The sequence below is a fragment of the Serpentinimonas barnesii genome (assembly GCF_000696225.1).
Taxonomy (GTDB): domain Bacteria; phylum Pseudomonadota; class Gammaproteobacteria; order Burkholderiales; family Burkholderiaceae_C; genus Serpentinimonas; species Serpentinimonas barnesii.
Genome location: NZ_BAWN01000006.1, coordinates 31,810 through 47,144, shown reverse-complemented (window position 1 = coordinate 47,144; position 15,335 = coordinate 31,810). Strand labels below are relative to the sequence as shown.

Genomic DNA, 15,335 nt, shown 5'->3' with positions numbered 1-15,335 from the left:
GGGCAGGCAAATCCAGCCACACGGCGCGTTCACTCTGGCAAATACCAACGAAGACACGCATCGACTCCTTGCAGCCCTTCGGTGCGAGGCTTGAGCCGGAGAGGGCATAGGTGAAAGCCGGTTGGTCGTGGTCTAATGCCGCTATGTGCTTGGTTTGCTTGAGGTCTCAGAATGTTGCCTGCTAGCGCTCATACCTCCGGACCGTTGCCGTGGCAAGGCAGCGCGCGGGGGGCCGTGCATGCGTGGTGGAGGCCTTGATGCAGACCTCGCCCACCGCCACCCACACCCCACTGGACCCGCTGACGCAAGACGCGGTGCGCCGCTTCAAGGGCTTGATCGAGCGCACGCACCACCCGCGGCAACTCATTGTGTTTGGCAGCCGGGCCCGTGGCACGCACCGACCAGACAGCGATGCCGACGTAGCTGTTGTGCTTGCCGGCGTGCACCAAGCTTTTTTGCCCACCAAACTCCAGCTTTCCGACGCCGCTTACGACGTGTTGCTAGACACCGGCATCAACATCTCCCCACTGCCCGTGTGGGAAGACGAATGGGAGCACCCCGAGCAGCACTTCAACCCGGCCTTGTTGGCCAATATCTTGCGCGAAGGGGTGCGGGTCGCATGAGGGGCAAGTCGGTCCATACGCTGATGGCCAAAGCAGAGCGTGCTCTGGCATCTGCCCAGTCCTTGCTTGATATGGGTGATGCCGATGGCGCGTGCAACCGCGCGTACTACGCGATGTTCGATGCTGCCCAAGCGGCATTGATGGCCACCGACGTACCCGCCGGTGAAGGTTTGGGGAAAACCCATCGAGGTCTGCTCAATACCTTCAGCGCACACTTGGTCAAAGCGGGGCGCGTCAGCAAGGAATTGGGCCGCCAACTCAAGCGCGCGGAGGAATCGCGCTGGGTGGCCGATTACGACGGTTCATCGATCGCGATGCCCGATGCCGCCGAACTGGTGCAACAGGCGCGCCAGTTCGTCGCGGCCATGCAAAAGCTGTTGGTGGCCGCTGGACAGGAGCCCGACCAGCCGAATTGATCGAAAGAACGCAAAGGGAGGCCGCTTAGCCGAAAGTGGCGTTGCGGCATTGGGCATCGGTCAGCATGGGCGTGCTCCCCGGATTGTTGCTCCGATAACGCTCTGGCTGTCAATGGCTGCCACTGTCCACCCTTGCACGGTAAGCCCTTCATTTGCCAATGAAAAAGGCCACCAAGGTTACGTCCTTGGTGGCCTTTGAATCAGTAAATGGTCGGCGTGGCGGGATTCGAACTCGCGACCCCTTGCACCCCATGCAAGTGCGCTACCAGGCTGCGCTACACGCCGAAGCCCGAATTCTAGCACGCCGTTTGATCGGATTCGCTCAAGGCGCCTGACCGCTTTGCACGCGCCCCAACCCGCATCAGGCCGATGGCTCCAGCAGGCGGCGAATCGCCATCAGCTCGGCGCGCACGGCGGCCCAGTCGTTGAGGGCGCCAGCCTCGCTGTCGTGCGGCTCCATGGCATCGTCTTCGTGCGCCAACTCGGCGGGGGCCAGGGTTGCGGCGCCGCTGCGGCGCTGCTCGCGCTCATGCTGCGCCAGCTCCTGCAAGCGGTTGCGCGCGCCTTGGATGGTAAAGCCCTGCTCGTACAACAGATCGCGGATGCGTCGGATCATCAGCACCTCGTGGTGCTGGTAGTAGCGCCGGTTGCCGCGCCGCTTCATGGGCCGCAGTTGCGTGAACTCCTGCTCCCAGTAGCGCAGCACATGCGGCTTGACGCCGCACAGTTCGCCCACCTCACCGATGGTGAAGTAGCGCTTGGCCGGGATGGGAGGCAGCTCCGTAGTCATGGTCACTAGGTTTTAAATCGTAGAGCAGCGAATCTACCCGAAGCGCAGCCAAATGCAAAGGCGGTTTGACCCAGTTAAACCCGCAAAGGCCTCAAAAACACCCAATTTCCCTTTTCTACTAATGGTTATACGAAATGTCTTGCCTGAAGGATTGCGAATGATTATCATCCACCTACATCCTTCAGGAGCCCTTCCATGATCGTCTGCGTGTGTCACCGGGTCAGCGACAAGACCATCGCCACCTGCGCCCAGCAGGGCGAGGGTTTCGATGCGATCCAGTTCGAGCACGGCGTGGGCACCCAGTGCGGCCAGTGCGAGCACGCGGCGCGGCGCATCTGGTCAGAATGCCACCCGAGCCAGCGCTTGCTGCACTTGCACCAAGAACTGGCTGTGGCGACTCCCCTTTGATGGAGCACCCCATGTGGATCGGCTTATTGCTCTCACTGGTGATCACGTGCGGGCTGGCGTGGTGGCTGCTGCGGCGTTAAATCTCAATCCGCTCCACCCAAACACCCAAACCGGATCGAATCAGGCCATCGGCCCCAGCGCCGCAGCCGACCTTGCCACTGCACGCTGAACATGCGGCGCCGGCATTAGTCAGCCACAACCCTCAGTTGCCCCTGCTCCAGCACCAGCACGCGCTGCGCCAAACGGCGCACCAGCGCCCGGTCGTGTGAGACCAGCAACACCGCCAGCCGATGTTCGGTCAGCACTTGACTCAAATCTTGCAACAGCGCCGCCGTGGTCACGCTATCAAGAGCCGAAAAAGGCTCGTCGAGCAACAACACCTGTGGCTCGGCCAGCAGAGCACGCGCCAACACCACGCGCTGGCACTGCCCACCCGAGAGCTGATGCGGCAAGCGCTGCATGTCGGATCGCGTCAAGCCCATGCGTTGCAGCATCTGCGCCGCCCGCTGGGGCCGCTCCAGCCGATCAGCCAGCCCAAAACCCTCCAGCGGTTCGGCCGCCGAGGCCATGGCGCTGCGGTAGGGGCTAAGCGCGCACTGCGGCTCCTGCCACACGTATTGGATGGCGCGCCGCTGGGGCAGGGTTCTGGCCGCCGTCAGCACCTGCCCGTTCAGACTCAAGCTGGCGCTGCTGGGCTGCAGCAGCCCGGCCAAGCAACGGGCCAGGGTCGATTTACCGCTACCGGAGCGGCCCACCAGACCCACCACCTCGCCTTGGTGCAGATCCAACCCCACGCAGTCGAGCACCGGTGGCTGCTGCGGCCCCCAGCGGTGGCTTAGGTCGGTTGCGCGCAGCCGCAGCACGGATTGGACTCGACCGGGCGCGCTCATGCAGCCTCTCCATCCAACCAGCGCGCCGCCTGCACCAGCGCCGCGCCGGCGCTGCTGGCTGGCGCAGACAAAAAACACGCTACCGGGGCTTGCTCGACGATACGGCCGCGCTCGAGCACCAGCACCCGCTGCGCGTGCTCGCGCACCAGGCGCAGGTCGTGGGTGATCAGCAGCAGCGCACAGCCTGTGGCTTGCTGCATGGCCCGCAGCGCGCACAGCACCTCTTGGGCGGTTGCATCGTCTAAGCTGCTGGTGGGTTCGTCGGCTATCACCAGTTGGGGCCGCAGCAACAACGCCATGGCGCACAGCACACGCTGCTTCATGCCCCCGCTCAACTGGTGCGCATGACGGCGCAGCACCAGCGCAGGCAGTTGCACCAACGCCAAGGCCTGCTCCACGGCTGCGGCTGGGCGCTGGGCACGCTGCGCCACCTGCCCAAGCTGATAACCCACGCTGAGCAAGGGATCCAGCAAAGCCCCTGGGCTCTGGAATATCAAAAAAATGCCAACGCCGCGCAGCGCGTGCCATTGTTTACGGGACAGCAGGCCCATTTCCTGGCCCTGCCACCGGATCGAGCCGGAGCGCCAGCACAGCGGCGGCGGCAGCAGCCCGAGCAGGCACTGGGCCAACACGGACTTGCCCGCGCCGCTGCCACCCAGCAGCGCCAGCCGTTCACCGGCAGCCAGATCGAACGCCAAGCGATCGAGCAACACCGGCCCACCCGCGGCTTGCACCGACAGCTCCCGAATTTGCAACAGCGGATCCGGCACGGCTTTGACCCTCACCAGCGCAACGGCAGCCGGGGTTCGAGCCGCTCGCGCAAACCTTCACCGACCAGATTGAAAGCCAGCGTGGCCCACAACACCGCCAGCCCCGGGGCCCACAGCAGGTGCGGTGCGGTCTGAAAGAAGGCGCGCGCTTCGTTGAGCATCACCCCCCACTCGGGTGTCGGAGGCTGCGCCCCCAAACCCAGAAAACTCAAGGTCGAGAGCGCCAAGATAACGCCCGCCGTCTCGAGGCTGGCCAGCGCAGCCAGCGGTGCCAGCAGTTGCGGCAGCACATGGCGCCAGACGATGCGCAGTTGCGACAAGCCGGCTGCGTGCGCGGCGGCGACGTAGTCGCGCTGCAGCGCTTGCAGCGCCAGGATGCGCACGATGCGCGCCAGCCCTGGCGTCCAAGCCACGATCAAGGCCAATAAAACGGTCAGCAACGAGGGCCCGAACACGCCGATGATGGCCAAGGCCAGCACCAAGGTCGGGAAGCCCAGCAGCACGTCGGCGCTGCGCATCAGCAGGGCATCGACAAGGCGCCAGCGCGCCGATTGCGCACACCATGCCGCCGTCACGCCCCAGAGCAAGGCCAGCGCCAGCAGCACCGCCGACGCCGCCAGCGCCGCACCCAGCGACAGCCGCGCCGCCGCCAGCACGCGCGACAGCACGCAGCGCCCCAGCACGTCGGTGCCCAGCCAGTAGGTGCTGGAGGGTGCCTCGAGGCGGCGCAGCAAATCCTGTGCCAGCGGGTCGTGCGGCAACCAGGCCGTCGGCCACAGCAGCAGCAGCAGCAACGGGGCGAGCAGGAACAGTCCGACCTGGGTCGTGCTCAAGCGGCGGCTCATTGCGGCCCCACGATGCCGGCGCGTATGCGCGGGTCGAGCCACGCTGCCAAGGCATCGGCGAGCAGATTGGCGCACACATAGACCACGCCCATCAGCAGCAAATAGGCTTGCAAAATGGGCAGATCGCGCTCGGCAATGGCTTGCAGCACCAGACGCCCAAGGCCAGGCCAGCCAAACACGGTCTCGATCACCACCGCGCCGCCCAGCAGCGCCCCGAAGGCATTGGCCCACAGGCTGATGCTCGGCACCAAGGTGCCCGGCAGGATGCGGGTCAGCACCAGCAACGCGGGCGACAAACCCTGCGCGAGGGCCAGGCGAAAGGGGGCCTCGCTCATCACCTGCAAGGCCCGATCCCGAATCAGGCGGCTCACCGGTGCCGCGATCAGCAGCGCCAACACCCCGGCGGGCAGCCACAGGTCGGCTGGCGCAGCCTGCCCAATCACCCGCGTCAGGCCCCAGTGGACGGCAAACAGGTACAAGGCCAGCAAGGCCAGCCAATAACCCGGCAGCGAAACCAGCAGCACCGCCAAGGCGCGCCAGCAAGCGGCCGCCCAGGCGCTGCGCACCAGCGCCGCCGCCAGCCCTGCCAGCAGCGCCAGCGGCACAGCCAGCGCAAAGGCGGTTGCCGCCAGCAGCAGCGTTGGCCCGGCGTGGGCGCCGAGCTCTTGCGCCACCGGTCGCCCGCTGGCGATCGAGCGCCCCAAGTCGCCCGATAAAGTGGCGCTCAACCAGCGCCCATAGCGCTCGGCCAAGCTGCCGTCGAGCCCGAGTTGGCGCTGCAAGGCGGCGTGGTTTTCGGGCGTCAGCGCGATGCCTTGGCGCAAGGCTTCGGTCAGCACCGGGTCGCCCGGGGCCGCCGCCACCAAAGCAAATGTCAGCACCGACATGGCCAGCAGCAGCAGCGGCAGCGCGAGCAAGCGTCGCAACAGCCATTGGCGCATCAGCCCCGCCCCAGCAACGGGCGCACCGCCCCGTAGTCGATCCAGTCGCGGTGCTCGAACATCGGCACCTCCAGCCCCGGACGGGCGAGCACAAACTGCGGCACGTGCAGCACCGCAATTGCTGCAATGGCTTCGTCCACGACAGCGCGGTGCGCACGCCGCACCGCCTCCAAGCGCTGCTGCGGGTCATCGGTGCGACGCGCTTCATCGAGGGCGGCATCCAGCGCCTTGCCCGCAGCCATGTGGCGGTAGCCGCGCCAAGGCGTTTGGCTGTGAAACAGGTTGTAGAGCAAAAACGTGGGGTCCAGATTGGTATTGCCGGCCAATTCCAGAAACAGATCGCCCGCCCCCGGCTCCAGGAAGCGTTGACCGTAGAGCGCGTCGTCCTCGACTGCCACGATGTCGATCCCGATGCCGACTTGGCGCACCATCTGTTGCAACAACTCGGGAAAGGGAGCCACCGCAGCCAGATTGGGAAAAGCCGCCACCAAGCGCAGCCGCAACACCTCGCCGGCGCGCGTGCGCAGGCCGTCGCGGCCGCGCAGCCAGCCGGCGGCATCGAGCAGGCGGCTGGCCTCGGCCAGGTCGTAGCCAAAACCCTGCACATGCGGGCCCAAACCAAACATCCAGTCCGGCAGCAGACCACGCGCCGCAATGCCCCGGCCGGCATACAGCACCCGCGCCACGGCGGCCCGGTCGATGCTCAGCGCCAGCGCGCGCCGCACCCTGGGGTCAGCCAGTCGGGTAAAAGGCGGCTGGCCGTGCAGGTTCACCAACAGCGCCAAGTACGACACTGGGCGCGAGGCGTGCAAGCGCACCGGCATCGAGTCGTTCAGGGCCAACAACATTTGCGGCGTCACCTCGGCGATCAGATCGACCTCGCCCGCCGCCAGCGCCAACAGGCGCGCCATGGGGTCGGGGACAAACTGGAAAACCATGCGTTCCTGCACCGCAGGCGGCCCCCAGTACTGCGGGTTGCGCACCAGTTCCAGGGCCCGGTTGGGCTCGTAGCGCACGAAGCGCCATGGGCCGGTGCCAGCCGGTGCCACGCGCCGGTCGCTGTGCTGCGAAAACAGCGAGGTGGCGCGGTGCGACATGTTCTCGATCACCAGGTTTGATCCGGTGCGCGAGCTGAATACAAAGTTGCGTGCATCGACGCGGCGCAGGCTGGCGGGGTCGATTTGCAGAAAATCAGACCGGCTCTGCCCGACCTGGCGCAAGGCAGCGATGGCCGCATCGCTGTCCAAGGCACTGCCGTCGTGGTGTCGCAGCTTGGCGCGCAAGGTGATGCGGTAGTGGCCTTGGCGCACTTGCCAGCGCTCAAACAGCAGCGGCGCGGGCCTAAAGTGTGCGTCGGGTCGCACCCCGGTTTCAGCGATCTGTGCGTGCGGGCCGCGCACGGTAAAGGTGAAGCGCTGCGGATCGACGTTGTAGCGGTCTGGCCCGACGGCCACGCGCAAACCCGCGAAACCGTGAGCCAGCGCAGGCCAAGCAAGCGCCGTGGCCCCTGTAACTCCCAGCAACTGGCGGCGTGTGAAGGCAAAGTTCATGGGACGCTGAAAGACAGGGTGGCAAAACGGCTGTTCCACGCTGCGCCAACAGGCGCCGGTGGCTGCAGCAAGGTGGTGGCGATCAATTGGCGGCCTCGGCAGCGCAGCGCCAGGGTTGCGCGACCTGCGGCATCGGTGCGCAGCAGCCGCTCGCCCTTGCGGTCAAACAGCCGCAACGCCGCATCCGGCACCGGCAGGCCGTGCTGGCGCAGTTCGACGCGCAAGCTCGAGCGCAGGCGCAGCCGGGTCGGGTCGCGCAAGGCCACGATTTCCAGCGTTTGACCGATTGCGCGAACTTTTTTCCAAGGCAAGCCGCCCGCACCGGCACGAAAATAGGCCTTGGCGTCTTTGGCATAGCGCTCCCGCCACGGCTGGGCGCGGGCGCGTTGGGCTTGCCAGGCTTGCAGCACCGTTGCAGCGGGCTGCACCTCGGCCAAGTAGGCATCGACCCCGGCAGGGGGGATTTCAATCAGGCTGGCCCGCGTGCTCAAGGCCGCGCAAGACAGACCCGGTGCGGTCAGTCCGAAGCGCACCCGCACCCGATTGCGCAAGCGCACCCACGCCACAGGCTGGCACGGGCGGCCGATCAGCCCGAGGCTGCGCAGGCGCCGCTTTTTGGGCGCGCTCAAGGGCTGCAAACCATGCCCGGCCGACAACTCCAACACCAGCGGCTGGGCCGGCAGCGGCCGCAGCGGCAGCGGCTGCACCCAGGTGTCGTGAGCCTGCGCCGCGCTCGCAGCGCACAGCAGCAGCATCAGCCCCAAAGACCGGAGGCGGCGCATCAGAAGTGCACCGTGTAAGACAGTTCGAGCGCGCGTGGCTCGCCCAGCAAAGCCTGCGCCCCGCCGCCGTAGGAGCGCGACAGATAGCGCTCATCAAACACATTGCGCAAGTGCAGCGCCCACTCGCCCTGACCGACCCACCAAGCCAGGCTGAGGTTCATGGTGGTGTAGCTGGGTAGCCAGACCGTGTTGGCATTATTGGCCGAGCGGGCCCCGACATGGCGCAGGCTGGCGTGCAGTTGAAGGGTGTCGGACGCTTGCCAGCGCGCATACAGCTTGGTGACGCTCTCGGGCGTATCGGGCGGCAGCAAACCGGCGCGCGACACCGCCGCCCCGCCCACGCTTTCGATGAAGCGATCAAACTGCGCATTGAGCCGGGTGCCATTGAGACCCAGCGTCAAGTGCGGGCTGAGCCGCCACAACAGATCGAACTCCATCCCCTGGCTGCTTTGTTGCCCAATCTGAATCGTCTGCCCGGGTTGCATGGGGTCGCGCGTCAGGATGTTGTTGCGCACGATGTCAAACAGTGCCAGCGTCACTTCGCCGCGCCCGTTGGGCAACTGGCCCTTGAAGCCAAGCTCGGTCTGGCGCGCTTGGGTGAGGTCGAAATGGCGCTGCGCCGGCGTCAGCGTCACCACCTGAGCCGGCGGCTCGAAGGCCCGCGCAACCTGGGCGTAGAGCGTCAAACCCGGTGACAGGTCCCACAACGTGCCGACGCGCCAAGAATTGGCGCTCCAGTGCCGATCGAAGTGGCTGCCCAGGCGCAAATCATAGGAGTCGAGGTCGATGCGGTCGTGCCGCGCCGACAGCGACAGCCTCCAGGTGTCGGTGAGCGAGAGCAGGTTCTCGGCAAACCAGGCTTGCTGATCGAGCACGGTGCGGCGCACCGGCAAAAAAGGCGAGGTGCTAACAAAAGGCGGCGGCTGCGGATGGAAAAAATCAACCGAGACGGCAGGGGCCGCAAAGGGCGTATTGCTGGCGCGCTGGTGTCGGTTGCGCGACCAGTCAAAGCCGAGCACGAACCGGTTGGGCAACCCCAGCAGCGGGTGTTCGGCGCTCAGTTCGGTGCGGTTGCCCAGCAAGGCTTGGTCGTGCACGATGTGCATAAAGTCCGACAAATCGACCCGCCCGGTCTGCGGGTTGAAGCGATGCACCTCGGCGTTGCGCCAACTGCGCCACTCCTCGTTGGCGTAGGTCTCGTTGCGCAAGCGCAGTTGCGAGCTGATGTCGTAATGCAGATTGAGGCGCAGCCATTCGGCCCGTTTGCGCATGTGGCTGTCGCTGACGTTGTAATTGCGCTCGCGCACCCGTTCGTCGAGCCGACCATCAACCAGCGGGGTGCCAAAATACCACTCGCCTTCGTCTTTCAGCTTCTGCGCCGACAGACTCAGGCGCAAGCGGGGGTTGATGCGCCAAGCCAGCTCCCCCACCGCGTGCACGTAGCGGTAAGCGGTGCGATCGACCCAACCCGAGGATCCGCGCTCGGCCTCGATGGCATTGAAATCAAAACGGTACGCCAGCTCCGGCGACCAAGCTCCACCCAGACCCAGCCCCAAGTTGTGGTTCTGCCAACTGTCGGTGGCAAGCAGCAATTGGCGCTCTTCTTGGCCATCGGCCGGCCTGGTGACGAAATTGACCGCCCCGGCCACCGAACCCAGGCCGTGCAGCACCGACGAGGGGCCCTTGATGACCTCGATGCGGTCATAGACAAAAGTGCCGCGCGGCGACATCGCCAAACCAGGGTAGCGCAGGCCGTCGAACAGGAAGGGGGTCTGCAGAGCACCGGAGAAACCGCGCAGCGAGACGCAAGTAAAGCCAAAGCACTGGCCACTGACCACGCCGGGCGCGCTCTCGAGCGCCTCCTGCGTGCTGCGTTGGCCCCGTTCCTGCATCTGTTCGCTGGTGAGCAGGTAGAGCGCGGCCGGGGTCTGCTGCGGCGTCAAACCCAAGCGGCTGCCCATGCCGGTTGGCAGATCGAGCGCCAGCGCGTCGGTGCGGCGCTCGGCTGGAGCCGTGACCAAAACCGGCTCGAGTTCATGCGCCTCAGTGGCTGCTGCGCTGGCAGCAAGCCCCACGCTCAACCCCAAGCACCAGCACCGGGCGGCCCTGACCGAGCGCCACGTTTGAGAGTCCATGCCTTGCCCCAAAATGGTATGAATTATGAGGATTTAATCTTATCTCATACCAGCGCAAGGCGGCAACTGTTTTTGACCCCGTAAAAACCCTAGGCCGCAAGGACGGGCCATCAACCCGGCCGTCAGATGGCGGCCGGCACCAGGTGCGGATGGCCGTGATCGTGGTGCAGCGTCATCGGCACCAGATGCAACTGACCGTGGCTGACCCCCGGCTGGGTGATGACGGACTGCGCAAATTCGCGCACGGCCGCCGCGCGGCCACGCAAGATCACGGCCTCGACACAATGGTCATGATCCAAGTGGGCGTGCATCGTCGAGACCGTCAGTTCGTGGTGCTCGTGTTGCAAATCGGTCAGGCGCGTTGAGAGCTGGCGCCGGTGGTGGTCGTACACATAAGTCAGGATGGCCACGCAGGGCTGCTCCGGGCTTTGCTGCAAGCGCACACTGCCCAAATCGTGGCGCAGCAGGTCGCGAAAGGCTTCGGACCGGTTTTCGTAGCCACGCTCGCGCACCAAGGCCTCGAAGGCCTCGGCCAGCTCATCGTCGAGCGACATGGTCAGGCGTTTCATGGCTGTGCGCTGCTGGACTCAAAGCCCCAGCGCCGCGATGCCCGCCTTGGCGATCTGCGCGTCTTCGGGCGACTTGACGCCGCTCACCCCCACCGCGCCCAGGCATTGCCCGTCTTTGAAAATCGGCACGCCGCCTTCGAGCATGCCTTGCAAGGTCGGGGCGCTCAGAAACGAGGTGCGGCCTTGGTTGATCACGTCCTCATAGGCCTTGCTTTCGCGCCGCCCGAGCGCGGCGGTGTGCGCCTTGGCGGTGGCGATCTGCGCCGAAATGGCGGGTGCGCCGTCTAGGCGCTGCAACCACAAGGCGTGTCCGCCGTCGTCCACGATGGCGATCGTGACGGCCCAGTGATTTTTGTGCGCCTCGGCTTCGGCGGCGGCGGCGATGGCCTTGATGTCTGTGAGTTCGAGCACGGGTTTGGTTTTCATGAACTTTCCTTGGGGTTGGTGTGTCTATCAGCAGCAAGCTGAAGATGGCTCTGCTTGGTCAGGTGCACATTATCGGCCCGCCGGCGCTAGAATCCGCTCTAGGCTTTACAAGGAGTTTTGCCAGATGAACCAACCCGCACAATCTTGGGGCCGCTTTGGCTCCACCACCGTTTCAGCACAGCAGCGCAATCGGGTGCTGCGCAACACCTATTGGCTGCTGGCCCTGAGCATGCTGCCCACCGTGCTGGGCGCTTGGGTCGGGGTAGCCACCGGCATCACCGCCTCACTCGGCGGCATGACGGGCCTAGTGGTGTTTTTGGCTGGGGCCTTTGGCTTCATGTACGCCATCCACAAGACCAAAGATTCGGCGCTCGGGGTGCCGCTGCTGCTGGCCTTCACCTTCTTCATGGGCCTGATGCTGTCGCGCCTGCTGGCGATGGTGCTGGGCATGCAAAACGGCACCAGCCTGGTGATGACGGCCTTTGCCGGCACCGCCGGGGTGTTTGTCGTCATGTCCAGCCTCTCGACCGTGATCAAGCGCGACCTTGAAGGCCTGGGCAAATGGCTGTTCATGGGCGTGCTGGTGCTGATCGTGGGCATGGTGATCAACATCTTCGTGGGCAGCCCGATCTGGATGGCCGCACTGAGCACGATGGCCATTGGCCTCTTTAGCGCGCTGCTGCTGGTGGACCTGAAACGCATCGTCGATGGCGGCGAGACCAACTACATCATGGCCACCATGGGCATCTACCTGAGCCTGTTCAACATCTTCCAGAGCCTGCTGATTTTGCTGGGCCTGATGGGCGACGAGTGAGCCGACCCCAAGGCCCGATCGTGCGGCCTTGAAACATGAATCTGGGGGGCCTGCGCCCCCCTTTTTCTTGACACGCCCACGGCGCTTTGAATCACAATGAGCCTCACCATGCCCTCCCGCCCTGCAAGCCTTCCCCTGTCCCGCTGGTGGCTGCTCGCTGCCCTGCCCGCTTTGTTGCTGCTTAGCGGCTGCGAGATGCTGGGGCTGGAAACCCCCGGCATGGCCACCCAACGCCAAGCAGCCGAGGCGCGGGCGGTGGGCGCGGCTTGCCGCCACGCGGTGCGCAGCATCGAGGATTGTTTTGCCTCGAACCCGCGCATGTCCAGGGCCGAGATGTTTGAAGGCTGGCGCGAGATGGACCAGCACATGCGCGACAACGACATCCAAGGCATGCCGCAGCAGCCTGCACCGGCCGCAGCGGCCCCGACGGAGCAGGTGTTGCCAGTGTCGCCGGCCGGAGTGGTGGCAGCACCCGCCCCAACGGCCCCAACGCCGGCGGCCACACCGGCCGCCCCAGCTACCACCCCCCGTGCCGCAGGGGCACCCGCCCCGACCCCGGCCACTCCCGCCGCACCGGCGGCCACCCCAGCCCCACGGCCTGCCGCGCCGGCCACCCCTCCGGGTGGGGCCACGCCGGGCACGGTGCCGCTGCCCCCGCGTCCGGGCTTGGCAACCCCTGCTCCAGCAGCCGCTCCCACGGCGCCCGCCCCAGCGCCCGCACGCTAGCGCGCCATTGGCAACAGTCGGCGCAAGGGCTGCTCTGGCCGCAGCAAAGGCTTGGGCAGCGGGTTAGCTTGCGTCGGCCCGCTCGAACACCGCCATGCTCTCCACATGCGCCGTGTGCGCGAACATGTTCACCACCCCCGCCGCTGCGCAGCGGTAGCCGGCCTGGTGCACCAGCAGCCCAGCATCGCGCGCCAGCGTGGCCGGGTTGCAGCTTACGTAAACGATGCGCTGCGGGGGGCGCCAATCCGTCGTGCCAAGTGTTGCGGCCTGGGGAGCGCCCTCTAGGCCGCCTTGGCCCTCTTGGCCGCCGTGGCCACCTTGGGCCTGCTGCCAATCGGCCAGCGCCTTGATCAGCGCAAAAGCACCCTCTCGCGGTGGGTCCACCAGCCACTTGTCGGCCAGCCCATCGGCGCACAACTGCTGCGGCGTGATCTCAAACAGGTTGCGCACCTCAAACCGCGTTGGCGCCAGCCCGCCGCGTTGGCGCTGGTTCTCGGCCCAGTTGTCCTGGGCCCGCGCCACCAAGGATGCGCTGCCCTCGATGCCCAGCACCTCACGCGCCCGGGTCGCCAAAGGCAGGGTGAAGTTGCCCAGGCCACAGAACCAGTCGATCACGCGCTCGTGGGCTTGTGGCGCCAGCAATCGCACCGCACGCCCCACCAGCACCCGGTTGATGTGGGGGTTGACTTGGGTGAAGTCGGTCGGCCTAAAAGGCATGCGCAGCCCGAACTCGCTCAGGGCATAGTCTAGGCAGGGCTGCCCCGCGCCAGCATCCAGCAAGTGCGCGGTGTCGGGGCCTTTGGGCTGCAACCACCACTGGATCGGGGCCTCGGCGCTGCTGTGGCTTTGCGCAAAGGCGCGCAAGCGGGCGCAATCGGCTTCGCTCAAGGGGTGCAAGTGGCGCAGCACCAGTGCCGTCACCGCATCGCCCACCGCCAGTTCGATCTGCGGACAGGTCTCGCGCGCGTCCATGCTGCCAAAGAGTTCGCGCAGCGGCAGCAGCAGCGCACTCACATGCGGCGGCAACACCGGGCAGACGCGCATATCGGCCACATAGCGGCTCTTGCGTTCGTGAAAGCCGATCAGCACCTGCCCCTTTTTGTGCACGTAGCGCACCGACAGCCGGGCCCGGTAGCGGTAGCCCCAGGCCGGGCCCGCAATGGCAGGCAGGATCGAGTCAGGGCGTACCTTGGCCAGGTGCCAGAGGTTGTCTTCCAGCACCCGCTGCTTAACCGCCACCTGGGCCGCCGCATCCAGGTGCTGCATCTTGCAGCCCCCGCAAGCCCCGGCGTGCAGGCCAAAGTGCGGGCAACGCGGTTGCACGCGCAAGGCCGATTCGCGGTGTATCGCGCTCAGATCGGCCTGTTCCCACTGGTTTTTGCTGCGCCGCGTCTGGGCGCTCACCCATTCGGTGGGCAGGGCGCCGTCGATGAACACCACCTTGCCATCGGCGCGCCGCGCCACCCCTTGGGCCTCGAGGTCCATGGCATCGACGCGCAGCCAACCCGCAGGTGGCAGGCTGGCGCACGGCAGGGCAACCGTTTCAGGGCAGGCGGCTGGCTCGGTGCAAACGGAAGCGTTGACAGGCTCGGAACATGCCGCTGGAGTTGCAGTGCTGGCCATCAACGCCGAGGCAAGAATGTGGCCGGATCGACCGGACGCCCTTGGCGCCGCACCTCAAAGTGCAGCTTGACGCGGTCGGCGTCGCTGCTGCCCATGTCGGCGATGCGTTGGCCTTGGCGCACCACCTGGTCTTCGCGCACCAGCAGCGCCTGGTTGTGCGCGTAGGCAGTAAGGAAGGTGTTGTTGTGCTTGATGATGACCAGATTGCCATAACCGCGCAGACCGGCTCCGGCGTACACCACCCGGCCCGCCGCCGCCGCCAGCACCGGGTCGCCGGCGCGGCCACCAATGCCGATGCCCTTGTTGCGCGACTCGTCAAAGGCGTCGATCACTGGGCCGGCAGCCGGCCAGATCAGGCTGATGGTGTCGGCGGCTGCCGCTGCCGGGGCCGGGGCCGCCGCAGCCGCTGCGGTGCCGGGCGCAGCACGGGCTGGCTCGGGCGCTGCCGCTGGCGGGGTGGTGTCGGTCAGCGCACGGCCTTGCACGCTGGGGGTGGCCACCGGTGCCGCCGTGGTGCCGGCCGCGCTTTGGGCTGGGGCCGCCCCTGCGGGCGCTGCGGCAACCGGGGCCGCAGCCACTGGGCGCGCAGCCACTGTGGTTTCGGGCGGCGCCACGCGCAGCACCTGCCCGACTTCGATCCGGTCTGGGTTTGTGATGCCGTTCCAAGCGGCGATGTCGCGCCAGCTTTGGCCTGTTTCTAGGCCGATGCGGATCAGGGTGTCGCCGGGGCGCACCGTGTAAAAGCCCGGCTGACCGGCGTTTTCTGCGCCGGGTGGCAAAGGCGCGGCGGCGGCCCGGGCTGCGGGCTGTGGGCTGCGCTCGGTCACCGGGGCCCGCTGCTGCGACGGTGCGGCGCAGCCCAGCAGCAGCAAGGCGCTCAGGGCCAAACCGCCCCAAAGGGCCGAGGAGCGGCCAACCCGCCCCTGGGTCAAGCCCAATTCAGCGCCTGCGGTGCACCCACCCAAACCCTGCCCCCCACTGGGCGCAAACCTTGCATCCATTCGATACCCCATCAATGATCCCATCC

Annotated in this window: 17 protein-coding genes and 1 tRNA gene; 5 read left to right on the top strand and 13 right to left on the bottom strand. The window is 66.5% G+C overall.

All coding sequences use genetic code 11. The annotated features are described in order from the left end of the window. Positions 1–257: 257 nt before the first annotated feature. Positions 258–623 (top strand): nucleotidyltransferase domain-containing protein, encoded by a 366-nt coding sequence (locus SRAH_RS02075; protein WP_029461694.1) that lies wholly within the window; start codon positions 258–260, stop codon positions 621–623. Then, the gene (locus SRAH_RS02070) at positions 620–1,039 is read left to right on the top strand and encodes a HEPN domain-containing protein (protein WP_029461693.1); all 420 of its coding nucleotides are present in this window, start codon (positions 620–622) and stop codon (positions 1,037–1,039) included. Before SRAH_RS02075 ends, SRAH_RS02070 begins: the two co-directional genes overlap by 4 nt. 208 nt (positions 1,040–1,247) lie before the next feature. Here SRAH_RS02070 and SRAH_RS02065 read toward each other — a convergent pair. Further along, positions 1,248–1,324: transfer RNA gene (locus tag SRAH_RS02065), tRNA-Pro, on the bottom strand. A gap of 76 nt (positions 1,325–1,400) precedes the next feature. Then, on the bottom strand, positions 1,401–1,829 hold the full coding sequence (locus SRAH_RS02060; protein WP_029461692.1) for a MerR family transcriptional regulator: 429 nt from the start codon (positions 1,827–1,829) through the stop codon (positions 1,401–1,403). Between the two features lie 195 nt (positions 1,830–2,024). Between SRAH_RS02060 and SRAH_RS02055 the strand changes: the two genes are divergently transcribed. Beyond that, complete coding sequence (locus SRAH_RS02055) at positions 2,025–2,237, top strand: (2Fe-2S)-binding protein (protein ID WP_029461691.1); 213 nt, start codon at positions 2,025–2,027, stop codon at positions 2,235–2,237. Positions 2,238–2,422: 185 nt separating this feature from the next. Here SRAH_RS02055 and SRAH_RS02045 read toward each other — a convergent pair whose 3' ends face one another. From SRAH_RS02045 to SRAH_RS02005, 9 genes are all read right to left on the bottom strand, one after another. After that, positions 2,423–3,127 (bottom strand): ABC transporter ATP-binding protein, encoded by a 705-nt coding sequence (locus SRAH_RS02045; RefSeq protein WP_029461690.1) that lies wholly within the window; start codon positions 3,125–3,127, stop codon positions 2,423–2,425. Continuing rightward, positions 3,124–3,912: an ATP-binding cassette domain-containing protein gene (locus SRAH_RS02040; protein WP_052369046.1), complete on the bottom strand. Its 789-nt coding sequence runs from the start codon at positions 3,910–3,912 to the stop codon at positions 3,124–3,126. Before SRAH_RS02040 ends, SRAH_RS02045 begins: the two co-directional genes overlap by 4 nt. Continuing rightward, positions 3,909–4,730, bottom strand: a complete 822-nt coding sequence (locus tag SRAH_RS02035) for an ABC transporter permease (RefSeq protein WP_171816017.1) — start codon at positions 4,728–4,730, stop codon at positions 3,909–3,911. The genes SRAH_RS02040 and SRAH_RS02035 overlap by 4 nt, the downstream gene beginning before the upstream one ends. A gap of 8 nt (positions 4,731–4,738) precedes the next feature. Beyond that, positions 4,739–5,683 carry an ABC transporter permease gene (locus SRAH_RS02030; RefSeq protein WP_029461687.1) on the bottom strand — a complete coding sequence of 315 codons (945 nt, stop codon included), beginning with the start codon at positions 5,681–5,683 and terminating at the stop codon, positions 4,739–4,741. Next, complete coding sequence (locus tag SRAH_RS02025; RefSeq protein WP_029461686.1) at positions 5,683–7,233, bottom strand: ABC transporter substrate-binding protein; 1,551 nt, start codon at positions 7,231–7,233, stop codon at positions 5,683–5,685. Before SRAH_RS02025 ends, SRAH_RS02030 begins: the two co-directional genes overlap by 1 nt. After that, a complete protein-coding gene (locus tag SRAH_RS02020; protein WP_045475846.1) occupies positions 7,230–8,015 on the bottom strand; it encodes a DUF4198 domain-containing protein in 786 nt (261 codons plus the stop codon). The genes SRAH_RS02025 and SRAH_RS02020 overlap by 4 nt, the downstream gene beginning before the upstream one ends. Continuing rightward, positions 8,015–10,090, bottom strand: a complete 2,076-nt coding sequence (locus tag SRAH_RS02015; RefSeq protein ID WP_171816016.1) for a TonB-dependent receptor — start codon at positions 10,088–10,090, stop codon at positions 8,015–8,017. Before SRAH_RS02015 ends, SRAH_RS02020 begins: the two co-directional genes overlap by 1 nt. A gap of 182 nt (positions 10,091–10,272) precedes the next feature. Further along, positions 10,273–10,719 carry a nickel-responsive transcriptional regulator NikR gene (gene nikR, locus SRAH_RS02010; RefSeq protein ID WP_045475844.1) on the bottom strand — a complete coding sequence of 149 codons (447 nt, stop codon included), beginning with the start codon at positions 10,717–10,719 and terminating at the stop codon, positions 10,273–10,275. Between the two features lie 18 nt (positions 10,720–10,737). Next, positions 10,738–11,145 (bottom strand): GlcG/HbpS family heme-binding protein, encoded by a 408-nt coding sequence (locus tag SRAH_RS02005; RefSeq protein ID WP_029461682.1) that lies wholly within the window; start codon positions 11,143–11,145, stop codon positions 10,738–10,740. A 124-nt stretch (positions 11,146–11,269) separates the two neighbouring features. Here SRAH_RS02005 and SRAH_RS02000 point away from each other — a divergent pair, with 124 nt between their 5' ends. Next, positions 11,270–11,959, top strand: coding sequence for a Bax inhibitor-1 family protein (locus SRAH_RS02000; protein WP_029461681.1), 690 nt, complete (start codon positions 11,270–11,272; stop codon positions 11,957–11,959). A 108-nt stretch (positions 11,960–12,067) separates the two neighbouring features. Next, positions 12,068–12,685, top strand: a complete 618-nt coding sequence (locus SRAH_RS12830) for a hypothetical protein (protein WP_197537842.1) — start codon at positions 12,068–12,070, stop codon at positions 12,683–12,685. A 63-nt stretch (positions 12,686–12,748) separates the two neighbouring features. On the opposite strand, the gene rlmD is transcribed toward SRAH_RS12830, so the two are convergent. After that, positions 12,749–14,308 (bottom strand): 23S rRNA (uracil(1939)-C(5))-methyltransferase RlmD, encoded by a 1,560-nt coding sequence (rlmD, locus tag SRAH_RS01985; protein ID WP_082210016.1) that lies wholly within the window; start codon positions 14,306–14,308, stop codon positions 12,749–12,751. Beyond that, positions 14,308–15,246 (bottom strand): peptidoglycan DD-metalloendopeptidase family protein, encoded by a 939-nt coding sequence (locus tag SRAH_RS01980; protein WP_232840965.1) that lies wholly within the window; start codon positions 15,244–15,246, stop codon positions 14,308–14,310. Before SRAH_RS01980 ends, rlmD begins: the two co-directional genes overlap by 1 nt. Between the last annotated feature and the right edge of the window lie 89 nt (positions 15,247–15,335).

Coding starts and splice junctions, on each gene's coding strand:
- SRAH_RS02075 (WP_029461694.1), top strand. CDS start 258: ATGCAGACCTCGCCCACCGCCACCCACACCCCACTGGACCCGCTGACG.
- SRAH_RS02070 (WP_029461693.1), top strand. CDS start 620: ATGAGGGGCAAGTCGGTCCATACGCTGATGGCCAAAGCAGAGCGTGCT.
- SRAH_RS02060 (WP_029461692.1), bottom strand. CDS start 1,829: ATGACTACGGAGCTGCCTCCCATCCCGGCCAAGCGCTACTTCACCATC.
- SRAH_RS02055 (WP_029461691.1), top strand. CDS start 2,025: ATGATCGTCTGCGTGTGTCACCGGGTCAGCGACAAGACCATCGCCACC.
- SRAH_RS02045 (WP_029461690.1), bottom strand. CDS start 3,127: ATGAGCGCGCCCGGTCGAGTCCAATCCGTGCTGCGGCTGCGCGCAACC.
- SRAH_RS02030 (WP_029461687.1), bottom strand. CDS start 5,683: ATGCGCCAATGGCTGTTGCGACGCTTGCTCGCGCTGCCGCTGCTGCTG.
- SRAH_RS02025 (WP_029461686.1), bottom strand. CDS start 7,233: ATGAACTTTGCCTTCACACGCCGCCAGTTGCTGGGAGTTACAGGGGCC.
- SRAH_RS02020 (WP_045475846.1), bottom strand. CDS start 8,015: ATGCGCCGCCTCCGGTCTTTGGGGCTGATGCTGCTGCTGTGCGCTGCG.
- nikR (WP_045475844.1), bottom strand. CDS start 10,719: ATGAAACGCCTGACCATGTCGCTCGACGATGAGCTGGCCGAGGCCTTC.
- SRAH_RS02005 (WP_029461682.1), bottom strand. CDS start 11,145: ATGAAAACCAAACCCGTGCTCGAACTCACAGACATCAAGGCCATCGCC.
- SRAH_RS02000 (WP_029461681.1), top strand. CDS start 11,270: ATGAACCAACCCGCACAATCTTGGGGCCGCTTTGGCTCCACCACCGTT.
- SRAH_RS12830 (WP_197537842.1), top strand. CDS start 12,068: ATGCCCTCCCGCCCTGCAAGCCTTCCCCTGTCCCGCTGGTGGCTGCTC.
- rlmD (WP_082210016.1), bottom strand. CDS start 14,308: ATGGCCAGCACTGCAACTCCAGCGGCATGTTCCGAGCCTGTCAACGCT.